The following is a 25,137-nucleotide window of genomic DNA, read 5'->3' on the forward strand; positions in this document are numbered from 1 at the left end:
CCGCGACCGCGCCAGCGTCAGCCGCCCGGCCGGTCCAGCGGAATCTCCAGATGCACCGTCTGGAAGCCGCTGTGCGGGCCGCGGGCGTCGTGCACGATGTGGCCGAAGGTGAGCCAGAACTCCAGCGCACCGGGGGTGCGCGCGTCGGTGTGCAGGTAGAGCCGGTCGAACGCGGGGGTCTCGCGCACGTGCGCCACCGCGGCCTCGACCAGCCGGGTGGCCAGGCCGTGGCGCTGATGTTCGGGCCGGATGTAGACCCGGAACAGCTGGGCGGTGGTGTCGTCGGGGTAGCGCGCGGAGAGCTCGGCCGGGTGCGGCGGATGCGCGGGCCCCTGCGCGCGGATCGCGGTGGTGCCCACGACGGCGCCGTCGTATTCGGCCACCCACAGCCGATTACGCGGATGCCGCAGGTAGGCGCTGTCCGGATCGATCACGTCCTGGTGGTATTCGGGCAGGTAGCCGATGCCGAAGACCTGATAGAAGGTGTCGAGCATGACGCTGCGCGCACCCGCCAGATCCGCCGCCCGCGCGGGCCGGACCCGGTACCCGGTGGCGACGGCCGTCATCGCAGCGCGCCCAGTTCGCGATCGAGCACTTCCAGCCCCTCCACCGCGACCGGTCCCGGACCCGTGTACCCGAAGGGCGCCACGATGATCCGGTCCGTGCGCAGGGCGCTCACCCCGGCCAGCTCCGCGCGCTGGCGCAGGGCCGCGCGCACCGACTCGGGCGTCTGATCGCCCTGGGTGAGCAGGATGATCACCTCCGGATCGCGGTCGAGCAGGGTCTCGGTGCCGATCTCGAAATTGCGCTTGGTGACATCGCCGTAGACGTTGTCCAGCCCGAGAATGCGCATCTGCTCGTCGACAGTGCTCTGGGTGCCGTAGGCCTTGAGCTGGGCGCCGTCGCGGGAGATGATCAGCGCCGCGGCCTTGGTGCGGGTCTGGTCGTTCCGGTGCCGTTCGGTGACGGCGTTCACCCGCTGGCGCAGCGCGGCGACCTCGGCGTCGGCGGCGGCCGAGGTGCCGAACAGCTTTCCGTAGAGAGTGATGTCGGCGAGGATGTCGTCCAGGGAGCCCTTGGCGTCGCGGCAGTAGCCGCGGGTGACGATCAGCGGGATGTTCACCGCGGCCAGGTCCTCGGGCGTCACCGACAGACCCTCGACACTCACCACCAGATCGGGTGACCGGTTGATGATCTCCTCGCGCGCGAGTTCGGCGGTGGGCGCGGTGATCTCGATGCCATCGAGGTCCGTGCCGTACTGGCCGGGGAACGAGGCGGCCTCGAAGGTCCGGGTGACGATGTGGTCGGCGGCGCCCGCGGCGGCGATGAGCGGCGCGGCGATCGAACCGACCGTGACGACCCGCTGCGGCGGACTGGTGAAGGTGACATCGCGGCCGCAGCTCGAGATCGTCAGGGGGAAGCCGGGCGCGGTGGCGGTGGTGGCCGGTGCTGGCGTGCCGCATCCGGCGATCACCGCGCTGGTGAGCAGGGCGAGCACGGGAATCGCCGTGCGGCGCAGCGGGGTCGAGCGGGTGTTCATGGTGTTCCTTTCGGGGAGTGGAAAATTCAGGAGGCGCGCAGCCTGCGGATGAGGACCAGCAGCAGGGGCGCGCCGACGGCGGCCGTGACGATGCCAAGCGGCAGCTCGCGCGGGGCGAACACGGTGCGCGCGGCCACATCGGCGATCACCAGGAACAGCGCCCCGATCAGCGCGCTGACCACCAGCAGATGCCGGTGTGTGCCGCCGACGCACAGCCGCGCGACGTGCGGCACGATCAGCCCGACAAAACCGATGGCACCCGCGACGGCCACCACGGCGCCCACCGCCAGCGCCACGATCAGCAGGGCCCACAGCCGCACCCGCTGCGGGGCGACGCCGAGGGTGCGCGCGGTGTCCTCACCGGCGGCCAGCGCGTCCAGCCGGGGCGCCATGAGCAGCACCGCGAGGGTGGCCGCCGCGACCACGGCCGCCGTGGTCGCCACCGACGGCCACCCGGCCGAGGCGAGCGAGCCGAGCAGCCAGAACAGCACCGTGCGGGCGGCTTCGGGCCGGTCCGAGGCGAACACCAGGAAGCTGGTGGCCGCGGCGAAGATATAGCCGATGGTCACCCCACCCAGCAGCAGCCGCAGGGCGGTGAGCTGCCCGTTCAGCCGGGCGATCAGGAACAGCAGCACGGTCGCGAGCAGGGCCCCGGCGAAGGCGCTGGCCGCCAGGGCCGCGGTGGTGGTGGCCGCGGTGACACCGAACAGCAGATACACCGCGGCCCCGGTGGAGGCCCCCGAGGTGACGCCGAGAATGTGCGGGTCGGCCAGCACATTGCGCACCACGGTCTGCAGCACCGTGCCGCTCACCGCGAGCGCGGCCCCGACCAGCGCGCCGAGCAGCACGCGGGGGACGCGCACCAGCCAGACGATGGAGTCCTGGGCGGTGGTCCAGTCGGCGGTGTCCGGGGTGCCGAAGGTGTGCAGGCCGATGATCCGCAGCACCGTCATCGGCGGGACGGTCACCGGTCCGAGCCCGGCCGCGACGACGATGGCGAGCGCGAGGGCGGCGGTGAGCCCGCCGATCCACCAGCGGGTGCGGCCGCGGCGGCGGTCGTGATCGAGGTCGTCGACGCCGGGGTCGTCGAGCAGCGTCGTGGTCATCGGGCGGGGGCCTTTCGCTGGGCTTCGTCGTCGGCGGCGGGGCCGAACAGGAGCTGGACGGCGCCGAACGCGCTGGTCCGGCGCACGGTGATGCCGTAGACGGGTTCGAGGATCTCCGGGGTGAGGACCTCATCGACCGGTCCCGCCGCGGCGATGCGCCCGCCGTCGAGCAGCACCAGCCGGTCGCAGTAGCGCGCGGCGAGATTGAGCTCGTGCAGCACGACGATGGTCGTGGTGGTGGCCAATTCGCGGACCAGGCCGAGCAATTCGTGCTGGTAGCGGATATCGAGGTGGTTGGTGGGTTCGTCGAGCAGCAGGTGGTCGGCCTGCTGGGCCAGTGCACGGGCGATGAGGACGCGCTGACGTTCGCCGCCGGAGAGAGTGGCGTAGGCGCGATCGGCGAGGCCACGCGCGCCGACGCGTTCGAGGGCGGCCGCGGCGGCGATCCGGTCCGCACGCGAATATCCCTGGAACGCGCCGACCCACGGCGAGCGGCCGAGCAGCACGGTCTCGGCCACGGTCACCGGGGTGTCGGGCGGGGATTCCTGGGCGACCACGGCCAGCCGGGCGGCCAGGTCGCGGCCGCGCAGCGTGTCCACCGGCGTGTCATCGATGACCACCGACCCGCCCGCGGGCCGCAGCGCGCGGTACATCAGGCGCAGCAGCGTCGATTTGCCCGAGCCGTTGGGCCCGATCAGCCCGACGGTCTCGCCGCGCTCGGTGTGAAAGGTGATGTCGTCGAGGGTGATCCGGCCGTCGTAGGAGAAACGGAGCTGGTCGACGGTGATCATGGCGGAGTACTCCCGGGGAGGACGGCGGGGTGCGCCGGTTGGGTGGTGTGGTCGACGGGATGCGGGCGCGAGGTGGGGCGCGACAGCGGTCGCCACGAGTGCTGGATGCCGGTCGCGCAGGCGAACTCGGCGCAGATCTCCTGGGCTCCGGCGAGTTTCGCGCGGTAGTGCGGGTCGTCCTCGGCGAGCAGGATGCCGGTCGTGGTCCCGCTGTGGGCCACCACCACGCCGAGACCACCCAGCGCGCGCGTCGCCGCGATCGTGGCCTCGAGGTGCGGCCGCGTCCGTGTGCACAACGTCGCGCTGCGGGTCGATACGGCACCGACGGTGGCGAGGTCACCGCAGGCGACGGCGGTACTCAACTCGGCCAGCAGCGCACTGTATTCGTGCTTGGTCCCGGGGCTGAAACACGGTTCGCTGCGGTTGAATTCGACCGTGTCGACCAGCCCGCCTTCGTCGCCGGTGACGATGGTGAGCGCGGGCAGAGTCCCCAGCCGGGCGAGTAGCCGCACCTCGCGGTGGCAGTACGCGACCGTGCCCGGATACATCACGCCGTCGGACGGCTCGATCACGCGCAGATCGGCTTCGATCTCGGCTACCGGCAGCGGCCTGCGTTCGGCGTCGGCCACCGCGCGGGCCGTGGCGACCAGATCGGCGGTGGAACTGGCCAGCCCCTTGCCCTCGGGCAGATCGCTGCGCAGGGTCAGCCGTCCACCGCGCAGGACACGAGAACGAGCGACCATCGCGTTCGCCAGCAGGAGGGCCTTGGACTTGTGCGGCGGGGCGACGCTGACCGGCTCTGGCCCCGGCTCGAACACGGCGATCGACCCGCCCCGGATGGGCAGTGTCACGAGAAAGTGCCGGTCGTGCTCGGTAATGCCCTGTAGCAGCTCACCGCAACTACCGACCGCCCGTCCGGTCCCGGTGCGCGGTGGGTGAATCACTGTCATCGCGCGACCGGCCCCTCGGCGGCGGTACACCGGATCGCCACCGCGGCACCCCGCCGGTCGGCGGCATCGTCACTGCCGAAACGGCCACCGCGAATTCGCCGCGGTGCCCTGGATCGCTCGCCTGGGTAGGCGGTAGGGGAGGCGCCGAGGAGTGGGGAATCCGGCCCGGGTGTCGTGAGGTGCGGAGCCGTCATCGGGGTGCTGACCTTTCGGAGGGAGCCGTGGAGTGCGAAGTGTCCGGGGAGGGGGCCGATTCGGCCGCGGGCAACATGTTTCGGCGATGCAGGGCGAGGACGGCGGCGGCGGAGGTCAGTCCGGCACCCGCGCACAGCAGGGCTGGTGGCCAGCTCAGCGCGCCGCCGGTGCGGTCGAGGACCGCGCCGGTGAGGGCGGTGCCCGCGACCGTGCACAGGCCCGAGGCCAGATAGAAGGCGCCGAAGTACGTGCCGGTGAGGCGGTCGGCGGCGAAGCGGCCGATGGCCTCGTTGACGAAGGGCTGGGCGGCGGTCACCCCGAGTGCCAGCACGATGGCGGCCAGCACCACCGGGGCGACGCGAATCATGGTGTCGGCGAGCCCGTTTCCTCCGGTGCTGGTCAGTCCGGTGCAGGCGGGTGGGATCAGGAAGGCGATGCCGATGACGGCCATGCCCAGTGCCATCGCCGGACCACGCCGTGGTGAGCGGGCCAGCCTCGCGGTGACGCGCACCTGTAAGGCCACCACCGCGATCGTCTCCACCACGAACAGCGCGGCCACCGCCGCGGGTCCGTGTCCGGGTGCGGCGCTGTCCTGGGCCTGGAGGGTGAACAGGAAATAGATCTGGCTCTGTAGCGCGAACATCGGCATGAGCGCCAGCGCGAACGCCCAGAATCGGCGATCGGTGAACACTGTCGCGAAGTCCGCGCCGAGCCCGGCCGTTGGCGTGGGCACCGGGCGTACCGGCAGCAGGGCCCATTGCAGCACCGCGAGTACCGCGAAGATCGCCGCGGCCACCACCGCACTCATTCGGAAACCGGCCGCGATCAGCACAGTTCCCACCACCGGCCCGATCGCGGCACCGGCATTGCCGAACACGGCGAACAGCGCGAACGCCTGGGCCGAGCGGGTGCCACTGTCGCGGGCGATCAGCGCGCGCACCGCCGGATTGAACAGGGCCCCGGCGAAACCGGTCAGCACCGCGGCGGCCAGCACCACCGGCAGCGAACCGCCGATCGCGAACAGCGCGAAGCCGATCGCGCGGATCGCCAGCCCCGCGGTGATCACCCCGCGCGCACCGAGCCGGTCGGCCGCCGAACCACCGACCAGGAACAGGCCCTGCTGACTGAGATTGCGCACCCCGAGCACCACGCCGACCACCGCGGCGGACAGGGCCAGATCGTCGAGCAGATAGTCGGCCAGGAACGGCACCAGCAGGTAGAAGCCGATATGACCGACCAGGTGGTTCATCAGCAGCAGGCGCACGGCCCACGGCAGCGTGGCGAATTCCCTCACGCGCGCACCCCGGCCGGATCGCGGACGAGGGTGCAGCGGCCCCAGCCCCGCACCTCGTGCTCGGGTGTGGGAACGGTCGCCGGTGCGGTGGCGGTCGGGGTGAGCAGGCCGTTGGCCCGGCACCAGGTGTCGTCGTAGATGGTGCGCAGGTAGCGGTGCGGGCCGTCGGGGAACACGGTGAGCACGCGGCTGCCCGGATCGCGCTCGGCGGCCCAGCCCGCCACCAGCGCGGCCGCACCGGTACTCCAGCCACCGGCGAGCCCCGTCGCGGCGGCCAGCCGTCGGCACGCGGCCACTGCCTCGGCCGCGCCCACCCAGTGCACCTCGTCGAAATCGCGATAGGCCACATTGCGCGGCAGGATGCTGCTGCCCAGCCCGCGCATGAGTCTGCGCCGGTCGGGCTGACCGAAGATCCGCGAGCCCACCGCGTCCACGCCGATCACCCGCAGGTCCGGCCAGCGGGTGCGCAGCACCCGGGTGAGTCCGGCGCAGTGCCCGCCGGACCCGATCGAGGCGACCAGCACATCGACCCGGTCGACCTGGGCCAGGATCTCCTCGGCCATGGCGCGATAGCCGCCCGCGTTATCGGGATTGTCGTACTGGTCGGGCCAGTAGGCGCCGGGTAGGGCGGCCCGCAGCTCGGCCAGCCGATCCAGCCGGGCCTGCTGCCAGCCGCCGACCGGATGCGCCTCGGTGACCACCTCCAGCCGCACTCCGTAGGCCGAGAACAGTGCGCGCAGATCGGGTTCCAGCTCGTCGTCGACCACCAGGACCACCGGATGACCGAGCGCCTTACCTGCCAGCACGAGACCCATACCCAAAGTGCCACTGGTGGATTCGATGATCGGCGCGCCGGGGGCGAGGTCGCCACGCGCGGCGGCCGCCCGCAGCATCGACACGGCGGCGCGCGCCTTCATCCCCGCGATACTCGCGGACTCCAATTTGGCGGTGTACCAGCTCGTTCCGGCCGCCACCCGGACCACGGGCGTGTGGCCGATCAGCTCGAGCAGGGCCGGTTGGGGTGCGGTCATGGCAGCTCCCGGTAGGTGGTGAGGGTGCTGGGTCCACCGTCGAGGGAGAAGAACGGATACGGCTCCGCCGACACCGCGTGCACGCCGCCGCCGAGGAACCACGGCAGCACCGCACTGCCGGTCTGCGCGAAGAGCACCAGGGGCAGACCGCGTTCCAGCGCGACGGCCCGCAGTTCGTCGAAACTGCGGTTACCCAAGGTCATTCCGGTGACCAGCAGCGCGTCGTAGTCGCTGGGCGCCGCCGTGACCGACTCGAACACCGGCTCACCCCACTCGGTGACCCCGCCAGCCAGATCACAGGGCACATACCCGATGGACCGGGCCCGCAGCTCGGCCAGGATCGACCCGACCACGCCGACCACCAGCACCCGGCACACCCCGGCGGGCAGCAGGTCGGCCACGACCTCGGCCCGGCGGCGCGACTTGGTCAGCGAGGTCGGCCCGTCGATCACCACCGGCGTGCCCTCGGCCCCGGCGGCGTGCGGGTGGGGACGGCTGTGCATGAGATAGGCGTCGAGCGCGGCGACGCGGACCTGCGGTGACGGGTGGTCGAGCAGCTCGGCCACGGTCGCCGCCACGCAGTCGTCGACGAGTCCGTCGGTGGCCGCGCCGGGTTCGCACCCACAGGAGCCGACGGCGGCACCGACCCGGATGCTGAGCACCTCGTTGCGGTAGCTGCCGGTGCGGCCGGGATGACGGGTGCCGTAGCTGGTGCGGAAGGCGGTCGCGGCGCGCAGGGTGGCCGGGTCGGGCCCGAGCAGGCCCGCGCGGGCGGCGGCCAGCAGTTCGGCGACCGAGGCCGGGCGCAGGGACGAGGCGATCACGCGGCATCACCGTCGAGCCGGAACCGGGCGTCCTGGATCAGGGACTGCGCGAGATCACCTGCGGTGCCGGGCTTCTCGTCGACGACCAGCACGTGACCGAGATAGCTGTTGTTGTCGGACGCGGGCCGGACCGCAGTGCCGGGCTCGGCCAGCTTCTGTTCCACGACCCGGGCGTCGTCGGCCCAGCCGTCGGTGCCCTCGACGCCGGTCAGCACACCGGTGCGGTCGGGGACCGCGAAAGCGACCGCCGCGCTGCCGATTCCGGTCGCACGCGGGGTGAGGTCGGGGATAGCGCCGGTGACCACCTGGGCCTGCACGGCGGTGAGATCGATCCCGGTCACCCGGCGCACCAGCTCGGTGATCCGGTTGCCGCCCGGCCGGGGATTGACCTCGATCAGCCGCGGTCCCTGAGCGCCGAGCCGGATCTCGGTGTGCGCCACCGTCGCATCCAGACCCAGTGCTTCGACGGCCGCCACCGCCAGCTCGGTGATCGCGCTCGCGTCGGCGGGGGAGAGCGCGGCCGGGAACATGTGGCCGCATTCGATGAAGGCCGGGGCGCCGGTGAGCCGCTTGTCGGTGATACCGATCACCGTCGTGCGGCCGCCCGCGGTCACCGTCTCCACGCTGAATTCCGGTCCGTCCACGCATTCCTCGAGCAGGATGCGCGGGTCCCGGCGCTGGCCGCGCGCGTTCACGCCGAAGGCGGCGATCCGGTCGGCGGCGGCGCGCAACTGGTCCTCGTCGGTGACCAGGCTCACGAACATCCCGCCGCACAGGTCGACCGGCTTGACCACCAGCGGATAGCCGATCTCCTTCGCCGCGACGGCGATCTCGTCCCACCCCTGCGCGACGGCGAACGCCGGACCGGCCACGCCCGCGGCCTGCGTGATCGTCCTGGTCCGGTCCTTGGCGCAGGCGGCGGCGACCGCTGCGCGGCCGGGACCGGGCAGGCCGAGGTCGGCGGCGATGGCGGCGACCGTCGGCAGGTAGTAGTCGCACGAGGTGAGCACGCCGTCGAATCCGAAGACGTCGTGCAGCTTTCGCGCGAACGGCAACAGCGTCGCCTCGTTGTTGGTCTCGGCGGTGAACACGTTCGCCGCGCTCAGCAGGGGATGGGGAGGTGTGCTCGCGGTGCGCAGGTAGTGCCCGAGATCCCTGGTCAGAAAGCTGAACCGATGTCCGCTGTCGGCGATGCCCGCCGGGAGCAGGCTGCTCATCGAGCCGACCCAGCTCTCCACCATCAGTAGATGTCCCACGTGTCCTCCATGCCCTCTCATCAAGGTGTAAATGATAACCATTATCGTTAACATGTCGATAGCCGAGCACCCGTTCGGCGCGAAATTGATGAGGGAAACGCATGTTGTTGAGGAAAATCGTTGTGCCCGTCGCGCTTTCGCTGGCGGCGCTGAGCGTCACCGCCGCGACCGGTCAGGCACAGGCACCCGAGCAGCCGGTCTCGTTCACCGCGCACGCCACCGACACCGCCTCGATCATCGAGATCGAGCACGGTGACCTGGTGGTGGCCGACGGTGCCCTGCAGGTCCGTGACCGCGCGGGCACTGTGGTCGCGGCGACCCCGCTGACCTTCACCGTCGACGACTTCGAGTTCCCGATCGCCGCCGAGATCAGCGGCGGTAAGGCCACGCTCACCCCCGAGCTGGACATGGCCAAGGCGGTCTACAAGCCGGTCGCGCTGCCGTTCGAGGACAAGGCGCCGTGGAAGTCGGAGTACGACCGTGAGCAGGCCGCCTGGTCGCGGATGACCAGCACGATCAGCCTCGGCGCGGCCGTGGCCACCCTGGTCGGTGGCATCGGTGGGGCCGCGGTCGGCTGTGTCCTCGGCGGTATCGCGGGCGCCACCATCGCCTCGGCGACCATCGTCGGTCTGTTCGGCCCGTTCATCCCGGCGGCCGCCGTCGGCTGCATCGGTGGCGTGCTGGCCATGGGCTCGCTCGGCGCGGTCGCGGGACAGATCCTGATCACCGCCCCGGTGGCCATCGGCGCGGCGATCCAGTACTTCACCACGATCAACCAGCCCTTCACGCCCCCGGCGAAGTAGGGCGGCGCGGCCGTGCGGGGCATCCGGACGGGTGCGCCGCACGGCTGAGGGGATGCTGTGGAATCTCGTTACCGCAGCGAAAGGCCGCCGGTGCGGATTACGCTGCGGCTATGAGCTCTGCTGTCCATGGATTCACCGATGACGCACTGGGCACGCTCGACGCCGTCGGGGTGGCCAGGGCCTTGCGCGCGGGCGAGGTGACCCGTGCCGAGGTGATCGCGGCCGCGGTGGCCCGCACCGAGCGGGTCGATCCGAGCCTGGACGCGGTCCAGCTGCGCTGTTTCGAACGCGCCGCGGCGGCCCCGGAGACCTCCGGGGTGTTCGCCGGGGTGCCCGCGTTCGTCAAGGACAACACCGATATCGCCGGGTTGCCCAGCTGCCACGGCTCGGCCGCGTTCACCCCGCACCCGGCCACCGCCACCGGCGGTCCGGGCGCGCAGTTCCTGCACTCGGGCGTGGTCGTGCTGGGCAAGTCGACGCTGCCGGAGTTCGGTCTCACCGCCAGCACCGAGTTCATCGACCGCGCGCCGACCCGCAACCCGTGGAATCCGGAGTACTCGGCGGGCGCGTCCTCGGGCGGGTCGGCGGCGCTGGTGGCGGCCGGTGTGGTGCCGATCGCGCACGCCAACGACGGTGGCGGGTCGATCCGCATCCCGGCCGCGGCCAACGGCCTGGTCGGCCTGAAGACCACCCGCAACCGGCTGCTGGATCAGCCCGGAGCGCGCAGCCTGCCGGTGCAGCTGGTCACCGAGGGCGTGCTCACCCGCTCGGTTCGCGATACCGCGCACTACCTGGCCGCGGTCGAGCAGTTCCGGCCGAATCCGAAGCTGCCGCCGGTGGGACTGGTGGAGGGGCCGACCGCGCGCCGCCTGCGCATCGGCCTGATCACCGCCGACGTGCTGGGCCGCCCGGTGCACCCCGACAACGCGACGATCCTGGCCTCGGCGGCGGAGGTGCTCACCGGGCTCGGCCACGAGATCGTCGAGATGCGCCTGGATGTGGACCCGCGCTTCGTCGAGGACTTCAAGCAGTACTGGGCGGTGATGGCCGCCGCCATGACGCTGTCGTTCCGGATCGGCCACCGCGGCTACTTCGACGCGGGCAAGCTCGATCCGTTCACCAAGGGCCTGATCGGCCTGGTCAAGCGCAATCCGTTCGCCACCGCGGCGGCCACCTGGCGGCTGCGCTCGGGGACGGCCACCTACGACCGGCATTTCGCCGACGTCGACGTGCTGCTGACCCCGGTGCTCTCCCATCCCGCGCCGCGCATCGGCGAGCTGGCCCCCGGCCAGCCCTTCGAGGAACTGTTCACCAAGCTCGTCGACTACGTCGGCTTCACTCCGCTCAACAATGTCGGCGGTGGGCCGGGCATCTCGGTGCCGCATGGGCTGCTGCCCGCGGGTCTGCCGGGCTCGGTCCAGCTCGCCGCCCGGCGCGGCGACGAGCGGACCCTGCTCGACCTGGCCTATCAGCTGGAGGCGACGAGCCCCTTCCCCAGGATCGTCGACCGTCCGGCGGCGGCGGGTGCCGCCTGATCAGTGCGCGCGCACGGCCACATTGATCGGGCGCAGCCGTCCCGGGCTGGCGGTGCCCGCTTCGAAGGCCCAGTGCTCCCCGGTCCAGCCGGGGTGATCGAGGCGCCAGCGCGCGACCAGCCGCGCGTCCTCGAGTGAGGTGACGACACCGGCCGAGCCGGTGTACTGCAAGCGCTCGTACTTGTGACGGGTGATGGTGTCGACCGAGTCGACGGTGGCGAGCGAGGACATGGACCCTCCGGGATCACGAGAACGGTGAGAGGTGTGACGAGAGCGCTCCCCGGACAGCTGGTCCGGGTGGCCGCGGTGGCGCGTCACCGCTCGAACCCGAGTATGCCGCGCACCGTCCCGCCACGGTGGTCTTTTTGAAAATCCTGTTCTTCCGATTAACAGGTATTCGCCTGGGCATCGCGAAGATCGGCGAAAGGGTTACGCCTCACCAATTCGGGCGAACCCGGCCCGGCGTGACGACTCTGGCCAGAGCCTGTCTGACCTGCGCGAGCGTGCTCGTCCCGAGCGTTTCGCCCCAGTTCCGGGTGAATTCGGCGAGCGCGGCGTCGGCGGCGCGGGTGCAGGCCCAGCCGCGCTCGGTGAGGGTGATGAGCCGGGCGCGCGCGTCGTCGGGATGGGGATTGCGGTCGGCGTAACCCTTGCCGACCAGATCCTCGACCAGCTGACTCGCCGCCTGCTTGGTGACCCCGAGGTGCTCGGCGATCTCGCCCACGGTCGCGCCGTCGGGCGCCATCCGGACGAAGGCGAAGCCGTGCGCGGGCCGGATATCGGCGAACCCCGCCGCCGCGACCCCGTCCTGGACCGCCTGACTCACCTCGGCCGCCGCCGCGAGCAGCAGCAGCGGGAGGTCGCCGGTCGGCGGCGGATTCGTCGGCACGACAGTCATTGTGGCACTTGACAGGATAGTCAATCAGCTTGACTATATAGACAAGTTGCTTGACTGATCGGAGAGATTCATGCCTGTCGTCCGCGCCGCCGACGCCGTCGTCCACGAGATCCACAACGCCCGCTTCACCTCGCTGCTGCGCCCCGGCCTCGGCAGTGCCGAACTCTGCGTCTGGCGGACCGAGGTGGCCCCCGCCTCGGCAGGCGTGCCGCACCGCATCCTCGGCGAGGAGGGGTTCGTGCTGCTCGCGGGGGAGGTGGAGCTGACCGTCGACGGCGAGTCCGCGACGCTGGTGCCCGGCGACGCCGCAGTCGCCCCGGCGGGCGCGACCATCGTCCTCGCCAATCCGGGCGCGGTGCCCGCGACCCTGCTCGTCACCGTGCGGGCGGGCTTCGCCGCCGAGCTGCCCGACGGGTCGACCTTCACCCCGCCCTGGGCATCCTGAGCCGTCGACGCCCCTGTTTCGGGCCTTGAACTTGAAAGTTCGGTGACCCGAACAATACAATTCTGGAATGAGGGTTGGGTTTCACCGTGCGCCGGGCCGCCGGGCGCTGTCGGCGGCTGTTCTGAGTGTCCTGGCGATCGTGCTCACCGCCTGCGGTGGTGTCAGCGCCGAGGACGACGGCAAGAAGGTCGTGCTCACGACCTTCACCGTGCTGGCCGATATGGCCCGCAATGTCGCGGGCGAGCACCTGCGGGTGGAGTCGATCACCAAGGTGGGCGCCGAGATCCACGGCTACGAACCCACCCCGGGTGATATCAAGAAGGCCGCCAAGGCCGACCTGATCCTGGACAACGGCCTGAACCTGGAGGCCTGGTTCGCCCAGTTCGTCGCCGATCTGGACGTGCCGCACGCGGTGGTCAGCAAGGGTGTCACCCCGATGGACATCAGCGAGGACGCCTACCGCGGCAAGCCCAATCCGCACGCGTGGATGTCACCGGTGAACGCGCAGATCTACGTCGACAACATGGTCCGTGCCTTCACCGACCTCGACCCCGGCAACGCCGCCGCCTACCGCGCCAACGGCGACGCCTACAAGGCCGAGCTCGGCGCGGTCCGCGACGACCTGGTCGCCGCCGTGAGCACCCTGCCCGCCGAGCACCGCGCCCTGGTGACCTGCGAGGGCGCCTTCTCCTACCTCGCCCGCGACGCCGGGCTCACCGAGAAGTACATCTGGCCGGTCAACGCCGAACAGCAGGCCACCCCGCAGCAGATCGGCTCGGCCATCGACTTCGTGCGTCAGCGGGGCGTGCCCGCGGTGTTCTGCGAGTCGACGGTGTCCGACGCGCCGATGCAGCGTGTCGTCGAGGCCTCCGGCGCGCGCTTCGGTGGCACCCTGTACGTCGACTCGCTCTCGGAGGCCGACGGCCCCGTCCCCACCTACCTGCAGCTCATCCGCCACGACGCGACCACCATCGCGACCGCCCTGTCCGGAGTGCCGAAGTGACCGCACCGGTTGTCGAGATCCAGGACGTGACAGTCCATTACGGGGAGGTGCTCGCCCTGGACAATGTCGAGCTGACCCTGAAGTCCGGCCGGGTCTGCGGGCTGATCGGCATGAACGGTTCCGGCAAGTCGACGCTGTTCAAGACCGTCATGGGCCTGGTCACCCCCGACCGCGGCCGGGTGCTGATCAACGGCCGTGCCCCCGCCGCCGCGCGCAAGGCGGGCGCCCTCGGTTACGTCCCGCAATCCGAGGACGTGGACTGGAGCTTCCCGCTCTCGGTGCGTGACGTGGTGATGACCGGCCGCTACGGGAAGATGGGCTTCACCCGCCGCGCGAGCAAGGCCGACCGCGCCGCCGTCGCCGACGCGCTGGCCCGCGTCGACCTCACCGAACTGGCCGACCGCCAGATCGGCCAGCTGTCCGGTGGCCAGAAGAAGCGGGCGTTCGTGGCCCGCGGTATCGCCCAGGAGGCCACCATCCTGCTGCTCGACGAGCCCTTCGCCGGGGTCGACAAGCGCTCCGAGGCCACCATCACCGCGCTGCTGCGCGAACTGGCCGCCGACGGCGCGACCATCCTGGTCTCCACCCACGACCTGCACGCCCTGCCCGCCCTGGCCGACGAGGCCGTGCTGCTCAACCGGCGGGTGCTCGAACACGGCGACCCGGATGTGGTGCTGCGCCCGGAGAACCTGGCCAAGGCCTTCGGGCTCGATGTGGACGCGTGAGGAACCCCTGATGAGCTTCGAGGAATTCTTCATCGACCCGCTGCGCTACGAATTCATGGTGCGCGCGCTGGCGACCACCGTCACCGCCGCGCTGGTGTGCGCGGTGCTGTCGTGCTGGCTGGTGCTGATCGGCTGGTCGCTGATGGGCGACGCGGTCTCGCACGCGGTGCTGCCCGGGGTGGTGCTGGCCTACATCGTGGGCTGGCCGTTCGCGGTGGGCGCGGTCATCTTCGGCTTCCTGGCCGTCGCGCTGATCGGCGTCGTGCGCGACACCAGCCGGGTGAAAGAAGACGCCGCCATCGGCATCGTGTTCACCACGCTGTTCGCCTTCGGCCTGGTCCTGGTCTCGGTGACCCCGAGCCAAACCGACCTCAACCACATCGTTTTCGGCAATCTGCTCGGCGTGAGCCGCGGCGAGATGGTCCAGATCATGATCCTGGCCGCCATCGTCCTCACCGCCCTGCTGCTCAAACGCCGCGACTTCACCCTCTACGCCTTCGACGCCACCCACGCCCACGCCATCGGCCTGAACCCCCGGGTCCTCGGCACCGCGCTGCTGGGCCTGCTGGCCCTCACCTCGGTGGTGGCGTTGCAGGCCGTCGGCGTCGTCCTGGTGGTCGCCATGCTGATCATCCCCGGCGCCACCGCCTACCTGCTCACCGACCGCTTCTCCCGCATGCTCCTCATCGCCCCGACCATCTCGGTCCTGTGCGCGGTGACCGGCCTCTACCTCAGCTACCACCTCGACACCGCCGCCGGCGGCATGGTCGTGGTCACCCAGGGCGTCGCCTTCACCCTCGTCTACCTCTTCGCCCCCCGCCACGGCATCATCGGCCGCCGCCTCACCGCCGCCCGCGCCCGCGCGACGACGGCCGCGAAGGTCTAGGCCACCTGTCGGTCGGTCCTGCGATGATCCAGCGCATGAACGCCACCGGGGACGACGTCCGCGCCCAAGCCCTCGCTCTGCCCGAGGTGACCGAGCACTTCGCCTGGGGTATGCCGATATTCAAGGTCGCGGGCAGGTTGTTCCTCACCCTGCCCGAGGACGAGACCTCGATGGCGGTGCGCTGCCCGATTCTCGACCGCGACGAGCTGGTCGCGGCCGAACCGGACAAGTTCTGGATCGCCGAGCACGAGGCCAGCAATGCCTGGGTGCGGGTGCGGCTGGCCGCCCTCGACGATGGCGACGAGCTCGCCGCCATCGTCACCGACTCCTGGCGGCAAGCCGCGCCCCGATCCCTGATCGCCGACCAGGAGGGCGGTTAGACCGGGGTGATGGTGGCTTCGATGGTCTGGATCGAGTCGGCGGGGATGACGAAGGTCTCCACGATCTCGACGGTGGTCAGCCGGACCCCGGCGACGCCGGTGTCGAGCAGGTAGCGGGTGGTGACGGTGTCCCCGGATTCGGACATGGTCAGGTCGCGAATGCCCTGGATGACGCGGTACTGCAGGCCGTGCTCGAGATCGTGGGCCAGCTGCGGGCCGGAGTAGCCGGTCTGGAAACCGGCTTCGACGCGGGTGGCGTCGGGGGCGAAGGGGACCGCGCTCGCGTCGTGGGAGACGAGTGCGTCGAGGTAGCTGCGGGCGATGGCCTGGCGCGGGGTGTCGGCCGGATCCGCCTGCGCCGCAGCACTTGCCGTGCCCAGGGTGACCAGCACGGCAGCCAGGGCTGAAACATGGGTGATTCGCATGCAGAGATGCTGGCGGTCCGGACCGGTCCGCGCAACCGGGGCCCGGTAGGCTCGGAGCTCCTATGGCACTCAGCGCAACCCTGCACCACTTCGCCGTCCAGCTCGCCGACGTCGACCGCGGCGTCTACACCGACCTCGAGCTGCGGGTCGCCCGCCACCCCTCGGAGACCCTCGAGTACATGGTCACCCGCCTGCTCGCCTACTGCCTGCAGTACGAGGAGGGCATCGTGTTCAGCGAGGGCGGGATCTCGGCCACCGACGAACCGGCCGTGCAGATCCGCGACCTGACCGGCCGGGTCACCGCCTGGATCGAGGTCGGCGCCCCCGATGCCGAGCGGGTGCATCGTGGCAGCAAACTGGCCGGGCGCGCGGCGGTCTACACCCACCGCGATCCGGCCAAGGTGCTGGCCCAGTACGCGGGCAAGAAGATCCACCGCGCCGAGGAGATCCCGCTCTACGCCGTCGAACGCGCGTTCGTCGACGCGGCCGTAGCACTGATCGAGCGCCGCAATACCGTCACCCTCTCGGTCACCGAGGGTGTGCTCTACCTGGATCTCAACGGAACGAGCCTGCGCGGCGAGATCGAGGAACACCGGTTGGCCTGAGGCCGTATCGTCGCCAGGGTGTCCGATCTCAGTGTGATGAGCCGGTTCGTGCTGCCCGCGTTCCTGCGGATCACCCGCCGCAACCGCAAGTACCTCACCGCAGCGGCGGCCGACGCCTACATCGCGCGTTGCATCGCCGCGCCCGCCTCCTATCAGCCGCCTACGCGGCTGCGCGGGGTCACCGTCACCTCGACCGTCGATCAGGGCAGGCCGGTGTTCACCCTCACGCCGTCGTCGGGACGGTCACGCGGCGGGCTGATCTACGCGCACGGCGGCGGCTGGGTCGGCGAGATCGCCTCCCAGCACTGGCATCTGGCCGCGCGGCTGGCCGCCGAGCTGGACCTCACCGTGACCGTCCCTATCTACCCGCTGATCCCCACCGGCACCGCCGCCCAGGTGATTCCGTGGTTCGCCGAGCTGTACCTCACCAGCACACGGCGTTACGGGCCCACCTTCCTGGCCGGTGATTCCGCGGGCGGCCAGATCGTCCTGTCCACCGCACTGCACCTGCGCGACACCGCCCAGGCGAAAGTGCCACGCACCGTGGTGATCTCGCCCGCGGTCGACCTCACCCTGGAGAACCCGGCCATCGACGACGTTCTCCCCGACGACCCCTGGCTCGGCCGCGAGGGCGCGCTGGTCTTCGGCGGCCACTGGCGCGGCGAACTGCCGATGAAGGACCCGATGGTGAGCCCCCTGTTCGGCGACTTCACCGGCCTCGGCCCCCTCACCGTCTTCAGCGGCACCCACGACATCCTCAACCCCGACACCCGCCTGCTCGTCGACAAGGCCCGCGCCGCCGGAGTCGACGTCGACTACCACGAGCGCCCGGGCCTCGTCCACGTCTACCCCCTGACCCCCACCCCGGAGGGCGCCGCCGCCCGCAACACCCTCGTCGAGACCCTGCGCGCGGACCTGACCGGCTGACTCAGCGCTGGGACAGGTGCAGGTTCAGCAGGATGGTGAGCTGGGTGACGGCCTGGTCGAAGGGGTGCGGTGACTTGAGGGCTCGGCTGTGCACGATGGTGCCCTCGATGGTGGTGAGCAGAAATCCTGCCAGCGAGACCGCGGTGGCGCGCTCGATTCCGGTGGCGACGATGCCGTCGGCCAGCCGGGCGGTCCACTCGGCGAAGGCCTGACCGGCCACCGACTGGACCGCCGGGTCCAGTTCGTCCAGCGCGGCGGCCATCATGAACGAGCCCGCGCTGAAATCGGACTGCTCGAGTGGGGTGCGCCAGAACGCCAGCAGATCGGTGAGCCACTGCTGCACCGACGGCGTGGTCTGCAGGGCGTCGGCCATGGTGCTGATGTGCGAGTACACCAGCCGCGAGACGATGCGCGCCGCGGTCTGCACCAATTCGCCCTTGCCGGAAGGAAAGTGCTGATACAGCGAATTGCGCGAGGTGTTGCTGCGCTTGAGCAGCTCGCTCAGCGCGGCCGCGTGCACGCCGTGCTGCTGCACGGTGCTGATGGTGTGTTCGATCAGTCGGGCGCGTGGTCCGGCGGCCATCCGATCTCCTCCCAACCCTTGATTGAACCGATCGGTTCATGTTAGACCTATTCCAGGTGAACCGATCGGTTCATATGGAGAGGATGCCATGCCCACCCCCATCGCCACCGCCGTTCCGATCACCCATACGGGAATTCTCGGCCTCGGCGTGTACCGCCCGCGCCGGGTCGTGCCCAATGCCGAGATCGTCGAGGCCATCGATTCCTCCGACGAGTGGATCAAGACCCGCTCCGGCATCGCGGCGCGGCACTGGGCCGACGACACCGAGACCATCGTCGGCATGAGCGCGGCCGCCGCCCGCGACGCGCTCACCGCGGCCGGGATCGCGGCCGAGCAGATCGACGCGGTGATCCTCGCGACCTCCTCGCAGATGGTCCTCGGCCCGTCGGCGGGCGCGGTGGTCGCCACTGAGCTGGGCATGCACGACACCGCCGCCTACGACATCTCCGCGGGCTGCGCGGGCTTCTGCTACGCCCTGGCCGACGCCGCGAATCTGGTGCGGGCGGGCCAGGCCCGGCACGTGCTGGTGATCGGCGTGGAACGGCTCTCGGACCTGCTCGACACCGACGACCGCACCTGCGCGTTCATCTTCGCCGACGGCGCGGGCGCGGTGGTGGTTGGCCCGGCCGAGCAGGAGGGCATCGGCCCGGTCGCCTGGGGTTCCGACGGCAGCCGCACCTCGGCGATCAAGCAGGACAAGGATTTCGCCGTGTACTTCGCCGAGGTGGCCGAGAAGGGCGCAGACGCGGTGCGGCCGTATATCCGGATGAACGGCACCGAGGTGTTCCGCTGGGCGGTCACCTTCCTGGAGAAGGCGTGCCGGGCGGCGCTGGCCAACGCGGGCGTGTCCGCCGACGCGCTGGACGCCTTCGTCCCGCACCAGGCCAACAGTCGCATCACCGATGCCCTGGTCCGCACCCTGGACCTGCCCGACTCGGTCGCGATCGCCCGCGATATCGCCGAGACCGGCAATACCAGCGCGGCCTCCATCCCGATGGCCATGGAACAGCTACTGCGCACCGGCGCCGCCCAGCCGGGCGACACAGCGCTGCTGCTCGGCTTCGGCGCGGGCCTGGCCTACGCGGGCCAGGTCGTCCACCTGCCGCCGATCGCGTGAGACCGCTCAGTCGGCCGCGTGATCGGGCGTGCGGCCCGCGGCGTAGTCCTTGGCCCAGCGGTAGTCGGGTTTGCCGCTGGGGGAGCGGGAGATGGTGTCGGACAGCCAGATCCGGTGCGGGATCTTGTAGCCCGCCAGGTGGGGGCGAACGTGGGCGCGTAGGGCGGCCAGGTCGAGGGACTGGCCGGGGCCGAGGGCGATGACGGCGCCCACCTGGTGGCCCCAGCGTTCGTGCGGGACCCCGATGACGACCGCGTCGTAGACGGCGGGGTGGGATTTCACGACCGCCTCGACCTCCTCGGGGAACACCTTCTCGCCGCCGGTGTTGATCACCATGTTGCCGCGGCCGATCAGCGTGATCGAGCCGTCGGTCTCGGCGCGAGCCCGGTCGTCGGTGACCACGATGCGGGCGCCGTCGACGGTCTTGAACAGGCGCTCGGTGCGTTCGGGGTCCTTGTAGTAGCCCAGCGGGACCGCGCCGGTCTTGGCCAGCCAGCCCTCCTCGCCGGGCGCGACGAGCTGGCCGTCGTCGTCGACGATCACCGCGCCGCGCCCGGTCTGCACGCGCGGCCCGCGTCCGGGATCGTCGTCCTTTCGCGCGAAACCGATACCGCCGAAACCGGTTTCGGAGGAACCGATCGAGTCCGACACCATCGAGGTCGGGAACTGTTCGAGCAGCGCGTTCTTGACCGGTTGCGACAGCAGTGCCGCGCCGGAGGCGATCACCAGCAGCGAGGACGCGTCCACCGGCCGGGCCCGGAACTCGTCGAGCAGGGGGCGGGCCATGGCGTCGCCGGTGATCACCAGGACGTGCGGGCGGTGCGCGGCCACCGCCGCCCAGATCCGCGCCGGGTCGAAGCGCGGCTCGAACAGCACTGTATTTCCCGACCACAGGGCGTTGAACGTGGGCATCATGGCCGCGGCGTGGATCAGCGGCGGCAGCACGAACCAGGTGCTCGGCACGCCCTGTGCGCCGGTGGCCGACTGCTGGTATTCGTCGCGCACGGGTTCGCCGCTGTAGAAATCGATGCCGCCGCCGAGTACCCGCCACATGTCCTCCTGGCGCCACATCACGCCCTTGGGCATGCCGGTGGTGCCGCCGGTGTACATCATGAACAGGTCGTCGGCGGTGCGGGTCACGCTGGGGCGGAAGGGTTTTCCGGGGGCGATGAGGGCGTCGTAGCGCAGGTCGCCGCCGCCGGGCGCGGTGGTGGACTCATCGTCGTCGACGCGGATCACCGTGCGCAGCGCCGGGGTTCGCGCCAGCGCCTCGTGTACCGCTTCGCCGTAACAGGCGTGGTAGAGCAGCACTTCGAGGTCGGCATTGCCGTAGACGTAGGCCAGTTCGGTCGGGCCGTAGCGGTAGTTGATGTTGATCGGGACGGCGGCCAGCTTGAAGCAGGCGATCAGCGTCTCCATGGTCTCGATGCTGTTGTGCAGCTGGAAACCGACATGGGTGCCGTGGCCAACGCCGAGCCCGGCGAGCTGATCGGCGAGCCGGTTCGCCCGGATATCGAGGTCGCGGAAGGTCAGGCTGCGCTCCTGCTGGATCAGCGCCACCCGGTCGGGCATGGCGTCGACGGCGTGTTCGAACAGGTCGGCGAAGTTGTTGGCCATGGTCTATCCATCTCTGCGGCGATCGCTCACACGACGGTGAGCGGGAGGGGTTTTCCGCGATCGGTGAAGGCGAAGGCCGCGCCGGTGCTGAAGCGGGTGACCGCGACCTCGGACGCCTCGCGGAAGGGGTGTTCGGCCTGTGTGACGGTGACGGTCCAGCCATCGGAACCGGTCTCGGTGACGGTGGTGGTGAAGCGTGGATTCACGCCGCGCACCAGGGCGTCGAGCGGGCGCGGATCGTCGGGGGTCAGCAGGGTGGGCCAGGCGCCATCGGTGTGGGCGCCGCTGAAAGCCGGAAAGCGCACGTGCACACGGTCGTCCACAACATCGACGTCGATGCCGGTGTAGCCCAGCGGGTTCAGGGCCGGGTGTACGCGCAGCACGGCGGCCAGGGCGTGTGCGTCGTCGCCGAGGCCGAGGCAGCGGCGCAGGCGTTCGGAGGTCAGGCCCGCGATGCCGGTGAGCTGTTTGCGGCCGATGGCGCGGGCGGTCTCCTCGTCGGAGCGGTCGCGGATGGCGATCAGGAAGCCGAGGGTGAGCAGGTGCTGTTGCAGGCAGATCTCCTCGGCCAGCCTGCGCAGGGCGCTGTGCGAGAAGTCGGCGAAGCGCAGGTCGCTGAGCAGCGGGCCGGTGTAGTCGGCCACGCCGTCCTCGGTGGGGTCGATCGCGGTCAGTGCCAGTCGCGCCGCCGCCGAATCCGCCACCAAGGCGGCGTGTTTCGGGACCGGCGGTGGGATGTGCGCGGGATCGATGACGACCGTCCACGCGCACACCGGCGTGCGGTCGGCGGGGACCCGCGGCGGCCGGTGCACCGGGCGGACCTGGGCGTGCGGATTGGTGGCCAGGGCGGTCGCGTCGAAGGTGGGGTCCTCGATGTCGTGGCACATGGCCACCACGAACGGCTCGCCCATCGGTTCCACATCGGCCAATGCGCCGCAGTGGTCGAGCCAGAACTCGCCGTGATCGTGGTCGTCCACCCGGAAGCGGAAGTCCATGAACTGCGGTGGAGCGCCGATATCGAGTTGCAGGCCCTTGAAGATGGTTTCCACGCTGTCGCCGGAGAAGCGCAGCGCGCGCTGCATGCGGCGGGTGTAGACCGGGCTGGCCAGCTGCCATTCCTCGATGGCCACCGCGGTCATCCCCGCCCGGCCGAACGCGGCGATGGTGTGCGCCATGCCCGACCGGTCGATGAGATGACCGCACAGCAGCAGCTCGGGCACCAGCGCCGCGAGCTGCGCGCGCGAGAGCGCGGCGAATCCGCTCATGGGCGTCACCAGAGCGAGGCCGGGGACTCGCCGATGCGATACCAGCCCGGCAGCGGTTCCGCCGCCACCGAACGCTCGATCCGCTTGTGCATGCCGGGGGACAGCGCGTTGTCGGTGATCATGTCCAGGAACAGCGCCGAGACATTGCCGAAGTCGAAGAAGTCGCGCTGCCAGGACCACTGGAAGTCGCCGCCGTAACGGAACCAGCTGCCGCCGATGCCCTCGGGGGAGTAGGGGCGGCCGTCGGCGCGGGACTTCTCGTTGACCTGCTTCCAGAAACCGATCACGGTGCCGCCGCGCTCGTCGATCACGAACTCCTGGTACGGGTAGGTCCAGCCCTCCAGCCCCAGCATCTCCTGGCCCAGGGCCAGCTCGCGGATCTCCTCGCGGCCCACCGACATGAACTCCTGCTTGGGCCCGTAGTTCCAGCCGTAGGTGGCGTCGACGGTGTACATCTCGGCCAGCGGCCGCCAGTCCCCGGCGCGTTCGCAGTCCTGGTTGGCCACAACCCAGCGCCGGACCATCTCGTCGAGTTCGGCGCGGTCGAAATCTGTCATGGGTGCGTCCCTTTCGCGGAATCGGGCTCGTCGGCGATCGACAGCGCCCGGGTGGGGCAGTAGTGCACCGCGGCCCGCACGGCCGCGTGTTCGGTGGCGGCCGGGCTGGGGTCGACGATCTCGACCGTGCCGCGCTTGGGCACCGCGAACACCGCGGGCGCCTCGTCCTGGCAGACCCCGTGTCCCTGACACAGGTCCGCGTCGACCTCGATCCTCATGCCGCGCCCCCGTCGGTCCGCAGCGGTGCCTCCGGCTGCACCTCGACCAGCACCATGTGCACGCCGCGCGGCAGGGAGACCACCGTGGTGACGGCGTCGGCGAGGTGTTCGGGCTTGAGCATGTACGGATGCCGGGCGAAACCCCAGTCCTTCCAGTCCTGTAGCAGCGGGCCGACCACCTCGGGCGTGGCGTCCATGCCCATGCCGGTCAGCGTCGGGCCGGGCCGCACCAGTGAGGCGCGGATTCCGGTGCCCTCCAGTTCCATGCGCAGCTGGGTGACCAGCGCTTCCAGGCCGGTCTTGGCCGCGCTGTAGGCGCCGGTGCGCGGGCGGACCTGGTCGGCGCAGTCGGAGCTGATCACCACCAGATCGCCGCGCTGCCGGGCCCGCATTCCGGGCAGCACCCGGTGGATCAGCCGTTGCGCGCCGACCAGATGCACCTGCACCTGGAGCAGGAACCGTTCCGGGTCCATCTCACCGGCCAGGGCGAATTCGATGTCCCCGGCGCCGGAGACCAGGATCTCGGCCGGGCCGATGGCGTGCTCGGCGGCCGTGACGAACTCGTCGACCGAGGATGCGTCGGTGACATCGAGCCGGAGCGCGACGGCCGCACCGCCCCCGGCGCGGATCTTGGCGGCCAGCTCCTCGCACCGGTCGACCCGGCGCGCGCCGAGCGCCACCGGGTGACCGAGTTCGGCCAGCGCCACGGCGGTGGCCGCGCCGATGCCGGAGGACGCGCCCGCGATCAGCGCTGGCCTGCGGTCGGGATGGGGAGTGAAGCGGGGCATCAGCGGACCTCCACGGTGATCGGAAGATGGGCGAACCCACGGACATTCGTCGAGTGCACCCGCGCGATGCCGGTGCCGACCACGGTGAAAGCCGGTACCCGCGCGACGAATTCGCCCAGCACGACGCGGGCCTCCAGCCGGGCCAGGTGCGCGCCGAGGCAGAAGTGCACGCCCGCACCGAAACTCGCGAGCGTGCCGCCGTCCTGGCGGTCGATCACGTAGCTGTCGCCGTCGTCGAAGGCCGCCGGATCGCGATTGGCCGAGCCGATCAGCAGCAGCACCTTGGCACCGGCCGGGATGGTCGCGCCGTGGTAGTCGAGGTCGACGGCCGCGGTGCGGGCCACGATCTGGCTGGAGGTGTCGTAGCGCAAGGTCTCCTCGACCCAGTCGGCCACCAGCTCCGGCTCGGCGACGACCTTGGCGTACTCGCCCGGATTCGCCGCCGCCCAGTACAGGGCATTGCCCAGCAGCTTGGTGGTGGTCTCGTTGCCCGCCACCACCATCAGGAACAGGAACCCGATGATCTCCTCGTCGGTGAGGGTGTCGCCGTCGATCTCGGCGTCCAGCAGCGCGGAGGTGAGGTCGTCACCGGGCGCGGTGCGGCGCTGGGCGACCATGTCGGTGTAGTAGCCGAACAGCCGGATCGAGGCGTCGATGGCCTCCACCGGCACATCCAGCACGCCCTCCTCGCGATGCACCACCAGATCGGCCAGCCGCCGGATCTCGGCGCGGTCGGGCTCCGGCACGCCCATCAGCTCGGAGATGACATCCATCGGCAGCTTGCCCGCCACCTCGTCGATCCAGTCGAAATCGCCCCGCGCCACAGCGGGTTCGAGATGTTCGAGGGTGATCTCGCGGATCCGGTCGGTCATCTCGGCGACACGCTTGGGGGTGAAGCCCTTGAAGACCAGCTTGCGCATGCGCATGTGCCGGGGATCGTCCATGGCCAGGAACGACATCACCCGGTGCGCGTGCGGGCCCCAGGCCGCCGGGTCCAGCGACACCCCGTTCGCGCTGGAGAGGCGCTCGCTGTCGCGGAAGGCGGCGAGCACATCGGCATGGCGCGACAGCGCCCAGAAGCCGAGGTCCGGGTTGTGGTACAGCGGCGCCTCGGTGCGCAGGCGGTGATAGGTCGGGTACGGATCCTCGTGGAATCGGTAGTCGTACGGGTCGAAGGTCACGGGTTCCACAGCGGCGCTCGTCATCGCGAATACTCCGGTTCCGAGAGGTCGTCGCCGTCGCCGGGCGGGGTGTTCGACCGCGAGGGAGACACATAGCTGGACATGTGTCTGGACGGTACCACCGACACTAGTTCGGCACAACGGTTTCGGCCCGGAAAGGGAGCTTGACCGGCGCCTGAGCTGGCCGGCGAG

At 70.7% G+C, this 25,137-nt stretch carries 29 protein-coding genes; 10 read left to right on the forward strand and 19 right to left on the reverse strand.

Annotation, left to right across the window (positions count from 1 at the left end; genetic code table 11):
- Nucleotides 1-17: 17 nt before the first annotated feature.
- From WA675_RS06810 to WA675_RS06850, 9 genes are all read right to left on the reverse strand, one after another.
- Complete coding sequence (locus WA675_RS06810; protein WP_336082891.1) at nucleotides 18-566, reverse strand: GNAT family N-acetyltransferase; 549 nt, start codon at nucleotides 564-566, stop codon at nucleotides 18-20.
- Complete coding sequence (locus tag WA675_RS06815) at nucleotides 563-1,540, reverse strand: ABC transporter substrate-binding protein (RefSeq protein ID WP_336082893.1); 978 nt, start codon at nucleotides 1,538-1,540, stop codon at nucleotides 563-565. The genes WA675_RS06810 and WA675_RS06815 overlap by 4 nt, the downstream gene beginning before the upstream one ends.
- Nucleotides 1,541-1,566: 26 nt before the next feature.
- A complete protein-coding gene (locus WA675_RS06820) occupies nucleotides 1,567-2,646 on the reverse strand; it encodes a FecCD family ABC transporter permease (RefSeq protein WP_336082895.1) in 1,080 nt (359 codons plus the stop codon).
- Entirely contained in the window at nucleotides 2,643-3,437 is a 795-nt protein-coding gene (locus WA675_RS06825) for an ABC transporter ATP-binding protein (RefSeq protein WP_336082896.1), read from the reverse strand. Before WA675_RS06825 ends, WA675_RS06820 begins: the two co-directional genes overlap by 4 nt.
- Nucleotides 3,434-4,387, reverse strand: a complete 954-nt coding sequence (locus WA675_RS06830) for a GHMP family kinase ATP-binding protein (RefSeq protein ID WP_336082898.1) — start codon at nucleotides 4,385-4,387, stop codon at nucleotides 3,434-3,436. Before WA675_RS06830 ends, WA675_RS06825 begins: the two co-directional genes overlap by 4 nt.
- A gap of 190 nt (nucleotides 4,388-4,577) precedes the next feature.
- A complete protein-coding gene (locus tag WA675_RS06835; protein WP_336082900.1) occupies nucleotides 4,578-5,876 on the reverse strand; it encodes an MFS transporter in 1,299 nt (432 codons plus the stop codon).
- On the reverse strand, nucleotides 5,873-6,907 hold the full coding sequence (locus WA675_RS06840) for a PLP-dependent cysteine synthase family protein (RefSeq protein ID WP_336082901.1): 1,035 nt from the start codon (nucleotides 6,905-6,907) through the stop codon (nucleotides 5,873-5,875). Before WA675_RS06840 ends, WA675_RS06835 begins: the two co-directional genes overlap by 4 nt.
- Nucleotides 6,904-7,731 (reverse strand): hypothetical protein, encoded by an 828-nt coding sequence (locus WA675_RS06845; protein WP_336082902.1) that lies wholly within the window; start codon nucleotides 7,729-7,731, stop codon nucleotides 6,904-6,906. Before WA675_RS06845 ends, WA675_RS06840 begins: the two co-directional genes overlap by 4 nt.
- A complete protein-coding gene (locus WA675_RS06850; protein WP_336082903.1) occupies nucleotides 7,728-8,987 on the reverse strand; it encodes an ATP-grasp domain-containing protein in 1,260 nt (419 codons plus the stop codon). The genes WA675_RS06845 and WA675_RS06850 overlap by 4 nt, the downstream gene beginning before the upstream one ends.
- A gap of 101 nt (nucleotides 8,988-9,088) precedes the next feature.
- On the opposite strand from WA675_RS06850, the gene WA675_RS06855 reads away from it, so the two are divergent.
- Complete coding sequence (locus tag WA675_RS06855) at nucleotides 9,089-9,790, forward strand: hypothetical protein (protein WP_336082904.1); 702 nt, start codon at nucleotides 9,089-9,091, stop codon at nucleotides 9,788-9,790.
- Nucleotides 9,791-9,900: 110 nt separating this feature from the next.
- Nucleotides 9,901-11,325, forward strand: coding sequence for an amidase (locus WA675_RS06860; RefSeq protein WP_336082905.1), 1,425 nt, complete (start codon nucleotides 9,901-9,903; stop codon nucleotides 11,323-11,325).
- On the opposite strand, the gene WA675_RS06865 is transcribed toward WA675_RS06860, so the two are convergent.
- Together WA675_RS06865 and WA675_RS06870 are read right to left on the reverse strand one after the other, a co-directional pair.
- Complete coding sequence (locus WA675_RS06865) at nucleotides 11,326-11,556, reverse strand: hypothetical protein (protein ID WP_336082906.1); 231 nt, start codon at nucleotides 11,554-11,556, stop codon at nucleotides 11,326-11,328.
- 205 nt (nucleotides 11,557-11,761) lie between these two features.
- Complete coding sequence (locus WA675_RS06870; protein WP_336082907.1) at nucleotides 11,762-12,223, reverse strand: MarR family winged helix-turn-helix transcriptional regulator; 462 nt, start codon at nucleotides 12,221-12,223, stop codon at nucleotides 11,762-11,764.
- Between the two features lie 70 nt (nucleotides 12,224-12,293).
- Here WA675_RS06870 and WA675_RS06875 point away from each other — a divergent pair, with 70 nt between their 5' ends.
- The 5 genes from WA675_RS06875 to WA675_RS06895 all read left to right on the forward strand — a co-directional run bounded on the left by WA675_RS06875 (nucleotide 12,294) and on the right by WA675_RS06895 (nucleotide 15,662).
- Nucleotides 12,294-12,668 (forward strand): cupin domain-containing protein, encoded by a 375-nt coding sequence (locus WA675_RS06875; protein WP_336082908.1) that lies wholly within the window; start codon nucleotides 12,294-12,296, stop codon nucleotides 12,666-12,668.
- 67 nt (nucleotides 12,669-12,735) lie between these two features.
- A complete protein-coding gene (locus WA675_RS06880; RefSeq protein ID WP_336082910.1) occupies nucleotides 12,736-13,671 on the forward strand; it encodes a metal ABC transporter substrate-binding protein in 936 nt (311 codons plus the stop codon).
- Complete coding sequence (locus tag WA675_RS06885) at nucleotides 13,668-14,396, forward strand: metal ABC transporter ATP-binding protein (RefSeq protein ID WP_336082912.1); 729 nt, start codon at nucleotides 13,668-13,670, stop codon at nucleotides 14,394-14,396. The genes WA675_RS06880 and WA675_RS06885 overlap by 4 nt, the downstream gene beginning before the upstream one ends.
- A gap of 10 nt (nucleotides 14,397-14,406) precedes the next feature.
- A complete protein-coding gene (locus WA675_RS06890; protein WP_336082914.1) occupies nucleotides 14,407-15,282 on the forward strand; it encodes a metal ABC transporter permease in 876 nt (291 codons plus the stop codon).
- Between the two features lie 35 nt (nucleotides 15,283-15,317).
- A complete protein-coding gene (locus WA675_RS06895; RefSeq protein ID WP_336082916.1) occupies nucleotides 15,318-15,662 on the forward strand; it encodes an MmcQ/YjbR family DNA-binding protein in 345 nt (114 codons plus the stop codon).
- On the opposite strand, the gene WA675_RS06900 is transcribed toward WA675_RS06895, so the two are convergent.
- Complete coding sequence (locus tag WA675_RS06900) at nucleotides 15,659-16,087, reverse strand: hypothetical protein (RefSeq protein ID WP_336082918.1); 429 nt, start codon at nucleotides 16,085-16,087, stop codon at nucleotides 15,659-15,661. The genes WA675_RS06895 and WA675_RS06900 overlap by 4 nt on opposite strands.
- Nucleotides 16,088-16,149: 62 nt before the next feature.
- Here WA675_RS06900 and WA675_RS06905 point away from each other — a divergent pair, with 62 nt between their 5' ends.
- Nucleotides 16,150-16,692: a YaeQ family protein gene (locus WA675_RS06905; RefSeq protein ID WP_336082920.1), complete on the forward strand. Its 543-nt coding sequence runs from the start codon at nucleotides 16,150-16,152 to the stop codon at nucleotides 16,690-16,692.
- An 18-nt stretch (nucleotides 16,693-16,710) separates the two neighbouring features.
- Nucleotides 16,711-17,619: an alpha/beta hydrolase fold domain-containing protein gene (locus WA675_RS06910; protein ID WP_336082921.1), complete on the forward strand. Its 909-nt coding sequence runs from the start codon at nucleotides 16,711-16,713 to the stop codon at nucleotides 17,617-17,619.
- Nucleotide 17,620: 1 nt separating this feature from the next.
- Here WA675_RS06910 and WA675_RS06915 read toward each other — a convergent pair whose 3' ends face one another.
- Nucleotides 17,621-18,202, reverse strand: coding sequence for a TetR/AcrR family transcriptional regulator (locus tag WA675_RS06915; RefSeq protein ID WP_336082923.1), 582 nt, complete (start codon nucleotides 18,200-18,202; stop codon nucleotides 17,621-17,623).
- Nucleotides 18,203-18,290: 88 nt separating this feature from the next.
- On the opposite strand from WA675_RS06915, the gene WA675_RS06920 reads away from it, so the two are divergent.
- The gene (locus WA675_RS06920) at nucleotides 18,291-19,319 is read left to right on the forward strand and encodes a beta-ketoacyl-ACP synthase III (RefSeq protein ID WP_336082924.1); all 1,029 of its coding nucleotides are present in this window, start codon (nucleotides 18,291-18,293) and stop codon (nucleotides 19,317-19,319) included.
- A gap of 6 nt (nucleotides 19,320-19,325) precedes the next feature.
- Here WA675_RS06920 and WA675_RS06925 read toward each other — a convergent pair whose 3' ends face one another.
- The 6 genes from WA675_RS06925 to WA675_RS06950 are packed head-to-tail and all read right to left on the reverse strand — an operon-like array spanning nucleotide 19,326 to nucleotide 24,969.
- Nucleotides 19,326-20,936: an acyl-CoA synthetase gene (locus WA675_RS06925; protein WP_336082925.1), complete on the reverse strand. Its 1,611-nt coding sequence runs from the start codon at nucleotides 20,934-20,936 to the stop codon at nucleotides 19,326-19,328.
- A 26-nt stretch (nucleotides 20,937-20,962) separates the two neighbouring features.
- Nucleotides 20,963-22,201 (reverse strand): hypothetical protein, encoded by a 1,239-nt coding sequence (locus tag WA675_RS06930; protein WP_336082926.1) that lies wholly within the window; start codon nucleotides 22,199-22,201, stop codon nucleotides 20,963-20,965.
- Between the two features lie 5 nt (nucleotides 22,202-22,206).
- Nucleotides 22,207-22,758 (reverse strand): nuclear transport factor 2 family protein, encoded by a 552-nt coding sequence (locus tag WA675_RS06935; RefSeq protein WP_336082928.1) that lies wholly within the window; start codon nucleotides 22,756-22,758, stop codon nucleotides 22,207-22,209.
- Nucleotides 22,755-22,976 (reverse strand): ferredoxin, encoded by a 222-nt coding sequence (locus tag WA675_RS06940; protein WP_336082929.1) that lies wholly within the window; start codon nucleotides 22,974-22,976, stop codon nucleotides 22,755-22,757. The genes WA675_RS06935 and WA675_RS06940 overlap by 4 nt, the downstream gene beginning before the upstream one ends.
- Nucleotides 22,973-23,764 (reverse strand): SDR family oxidoreductase, encoded by a 792-nt coding sequence (locus WA675_RS06945; protein WP_336082931.1) that lies wholly within the window; start codon nucleotides 23,762-23,764, stop codon nucleotides 22,973-22,975. Before WA675_RS06945 ends, WA675_RS06940 begins: the two co-directional genes overlap by 4 nt.
- A complete protein-coding gene (locus WA675_RS06950; RefSeq protein ID WP_336082932.1) occupies nucleotides 23,764-24,969 on the reverse strand; it encodes a cytochrome P450 in 1,206 nt (401 codons plus the stop codon). The genes WA675_RS06945 and WA675_RS06950 overlap by 1 nt, the downstream gene beginning before the upstream one ends.
- Between the last annotated feature and the right edge of the window lie 168 nt (nucleotides 24,970-25,137).

Origin of the sequence: Nocardia sp. SSK8 (assembly GCF_037034205.1) — a bacterium.
GTDB lineage: Bacteria > Actinomycetota > Actinomycetes > Mycobacteriales > Mycobacteriaceae > Nocardia.

What these genes read in the sequence shown, in the direction of transcription:
- WA675_RS06825 (WP_336082896.1), bottom strand. Translation starts at nt 3,437, where the DNA reads ATGATCACCGTCGACCAGCTCCGTTTCTCCTACGACGGCCGGATCACC.
- WA675_RS06915 (WP_336082923.1), bottom strand. Translation starts at nt 18,202, where the DNA reads ATGGCCGCCGGACCACGCGCCCGACTGATCGAACACACCATCAGCACC.
- WA675_RS06950 (WP_336082932.1), bottom strand. Translation starts at nt 24,969, where the DNA reads ATGACGAGCGCCGCTGTGGAACCCGTGACCTTCGACCCGTACGACTAC.
- WA675_RS06870 (WP_336082907.1), bottom strand. Translation starts at nt 12,223, where the DNA reads ATGACTGTCGTGCCGACGAATCCGCCGCCGACCGGCGACCTCCCGCTG.
- WA675_RS06890 (WP_336082914.1), top strand. Translation starts at nt 14,407, where the DNA reads ATGAGCTTCGAGGAATTCTTCATCGACCCGCTGCGCTACGAATTCATG.
- WA675_RS06900 (WP_336082918.1), bottom strand. Translation starts at nt 16,087, where the DNA reads ATGCGAATCACCCATGTTTCAGCCCTGGCTGCCGTGCTGGTCACCCTG.
- WA675_RS06935 (WP_336082928.1), bottom strand. Translation starts at nt 22,758, where the DNA reads ATGACAGATTTCGACCGCGCCGAACTCGACGAGATGGTCCGGCGCTGG.
- WA675_RS06840 (WP_336082901.1), bottom strand. Translation starts at nt 6,907, where the DNA reads ATGACCGCACCCCAACCGGCCCTGCTCGAGCTGATCGGCCACACGCCC.
- WA675_RS06895 (WP_336082916.1), top strand. Translation starts at nt 15,318, where the DNA reads ATGAACGCCACCGGGGACGACGTCCGCGCCCAAGCCCTCGCTCTGCCC.
- WA675_RS06945 (WP_336082931.1), bottom strand. Translation starts at nt 23,764, where the DNA reads ATGCCCCGCTTCACTCCCCATCCCGACCGCAGGCCAGCGCTGATCGCG.
- WA675_RS06905 (WP_336082920.1), top strand. Translation starts at nt 16,150, where the DNA reads ATGGCACTCAGCGCAACCCTGCACCACTTCGCCGTCCAGCTCGCCGAC.
- WA675_RS06920 (WP_336082924.1), top strand. Translation starts at nt 18,291, where the DNA reads ATGCCCACCCCCATCGCCACCGCCGTTCCGATCACCCATACGGGAATT.
- WA675_RS06930 (WP_336082926.1), bottom strand. Translation starts at nt 22,201, where the DNA reads ATGAGCGGATTCGCCGCGCTCTCGCGCGCGCAGCTCGCGGCGCTGGTG.
- WA675_RS06815 (WP_336082893.1), bottom strand. Translation starts at nt 1,540, where the DNA reads ATGAACACCCGCTCGACCCCGCTGCGCCGCACGGCGATTCCCGTGCTC.
- WA675_RS06880 (WP_336082910.1), top strand. Translation starts at nt 12,736, where the DNA reads ATGAGGGTTGGGTTTCACCGTGCGCCGGGCCGCCGGGCGCTGTCGGCG.
- WA675_RS06875 (WP_336082908.1), top strand. Translation starts at nt 12,294, where the DNA reads ATGCCTGTCGTCCGCGCCGCCGACGCCGTCGTCCACGAGATCCACAAC.
- WA675_RS06830 (WP_336082898.1), bottom strand. Translation starts at nt 4,387, where the DNA reads ATGACAGTGATTCACCCACCGCGCACCGGGACCGGACGGGCGGTCGGT.
- WA675_RS06865 (WP_336082906.1), bottom strand. Translation starts at nt 11,556, where the DNA reads ATGTCCTCGCTCGCCACCGTCGACTCGGTCGACACCATCACCCGTCAC.
- WA675_RS06855 (WP_336082904.1), top strand. Translation starts at nt 9,089, where the DNA reads ATGTTGTTGAGGAAAATCGTTGTGCCCGTCGCGCTTTCGCTGGCGGCG.
- WA675_RS06820 (WP_336082895.1), bottom strand. Translation starts at nt 2,646, where the DNA reads ATGACCACGACGCTGCTCGACGACCCCGGCGTCGACGACCTCGATCAC.
- WA675_RS06810 (WP_336082891.1), bottom strand. Translation starts at nt 566, where the DNA reads ATGACGGCCGTCGCCACCGGGTACCGGGTCCGGCCCGCGCGGGCGGCG.
- WA675_RS06925 (WP_336082925.1), bottom strand. Translation starts at nt 20,936, where the DNA reads ATGGCCAACAACTTCGCCGACCTGTTCGAACACGCCGTCGACGCCATG.
- WA675_RS06940 (WP_336082929.1), bottom strand. Translation starts at nt 22,976, where the DNA reads ATGAGGATCGAGGTCGACGCGGACCTGTGTCAGGGACACGGGGTCTGC.
- WA675_RS06860 (WP_336082905.1), top strand. Translation starts at nt 9,901, where the DNA reads ATGAGCTCTGCTGTCCATGGATTCACCGATGACGCACTGGGCACGCTC.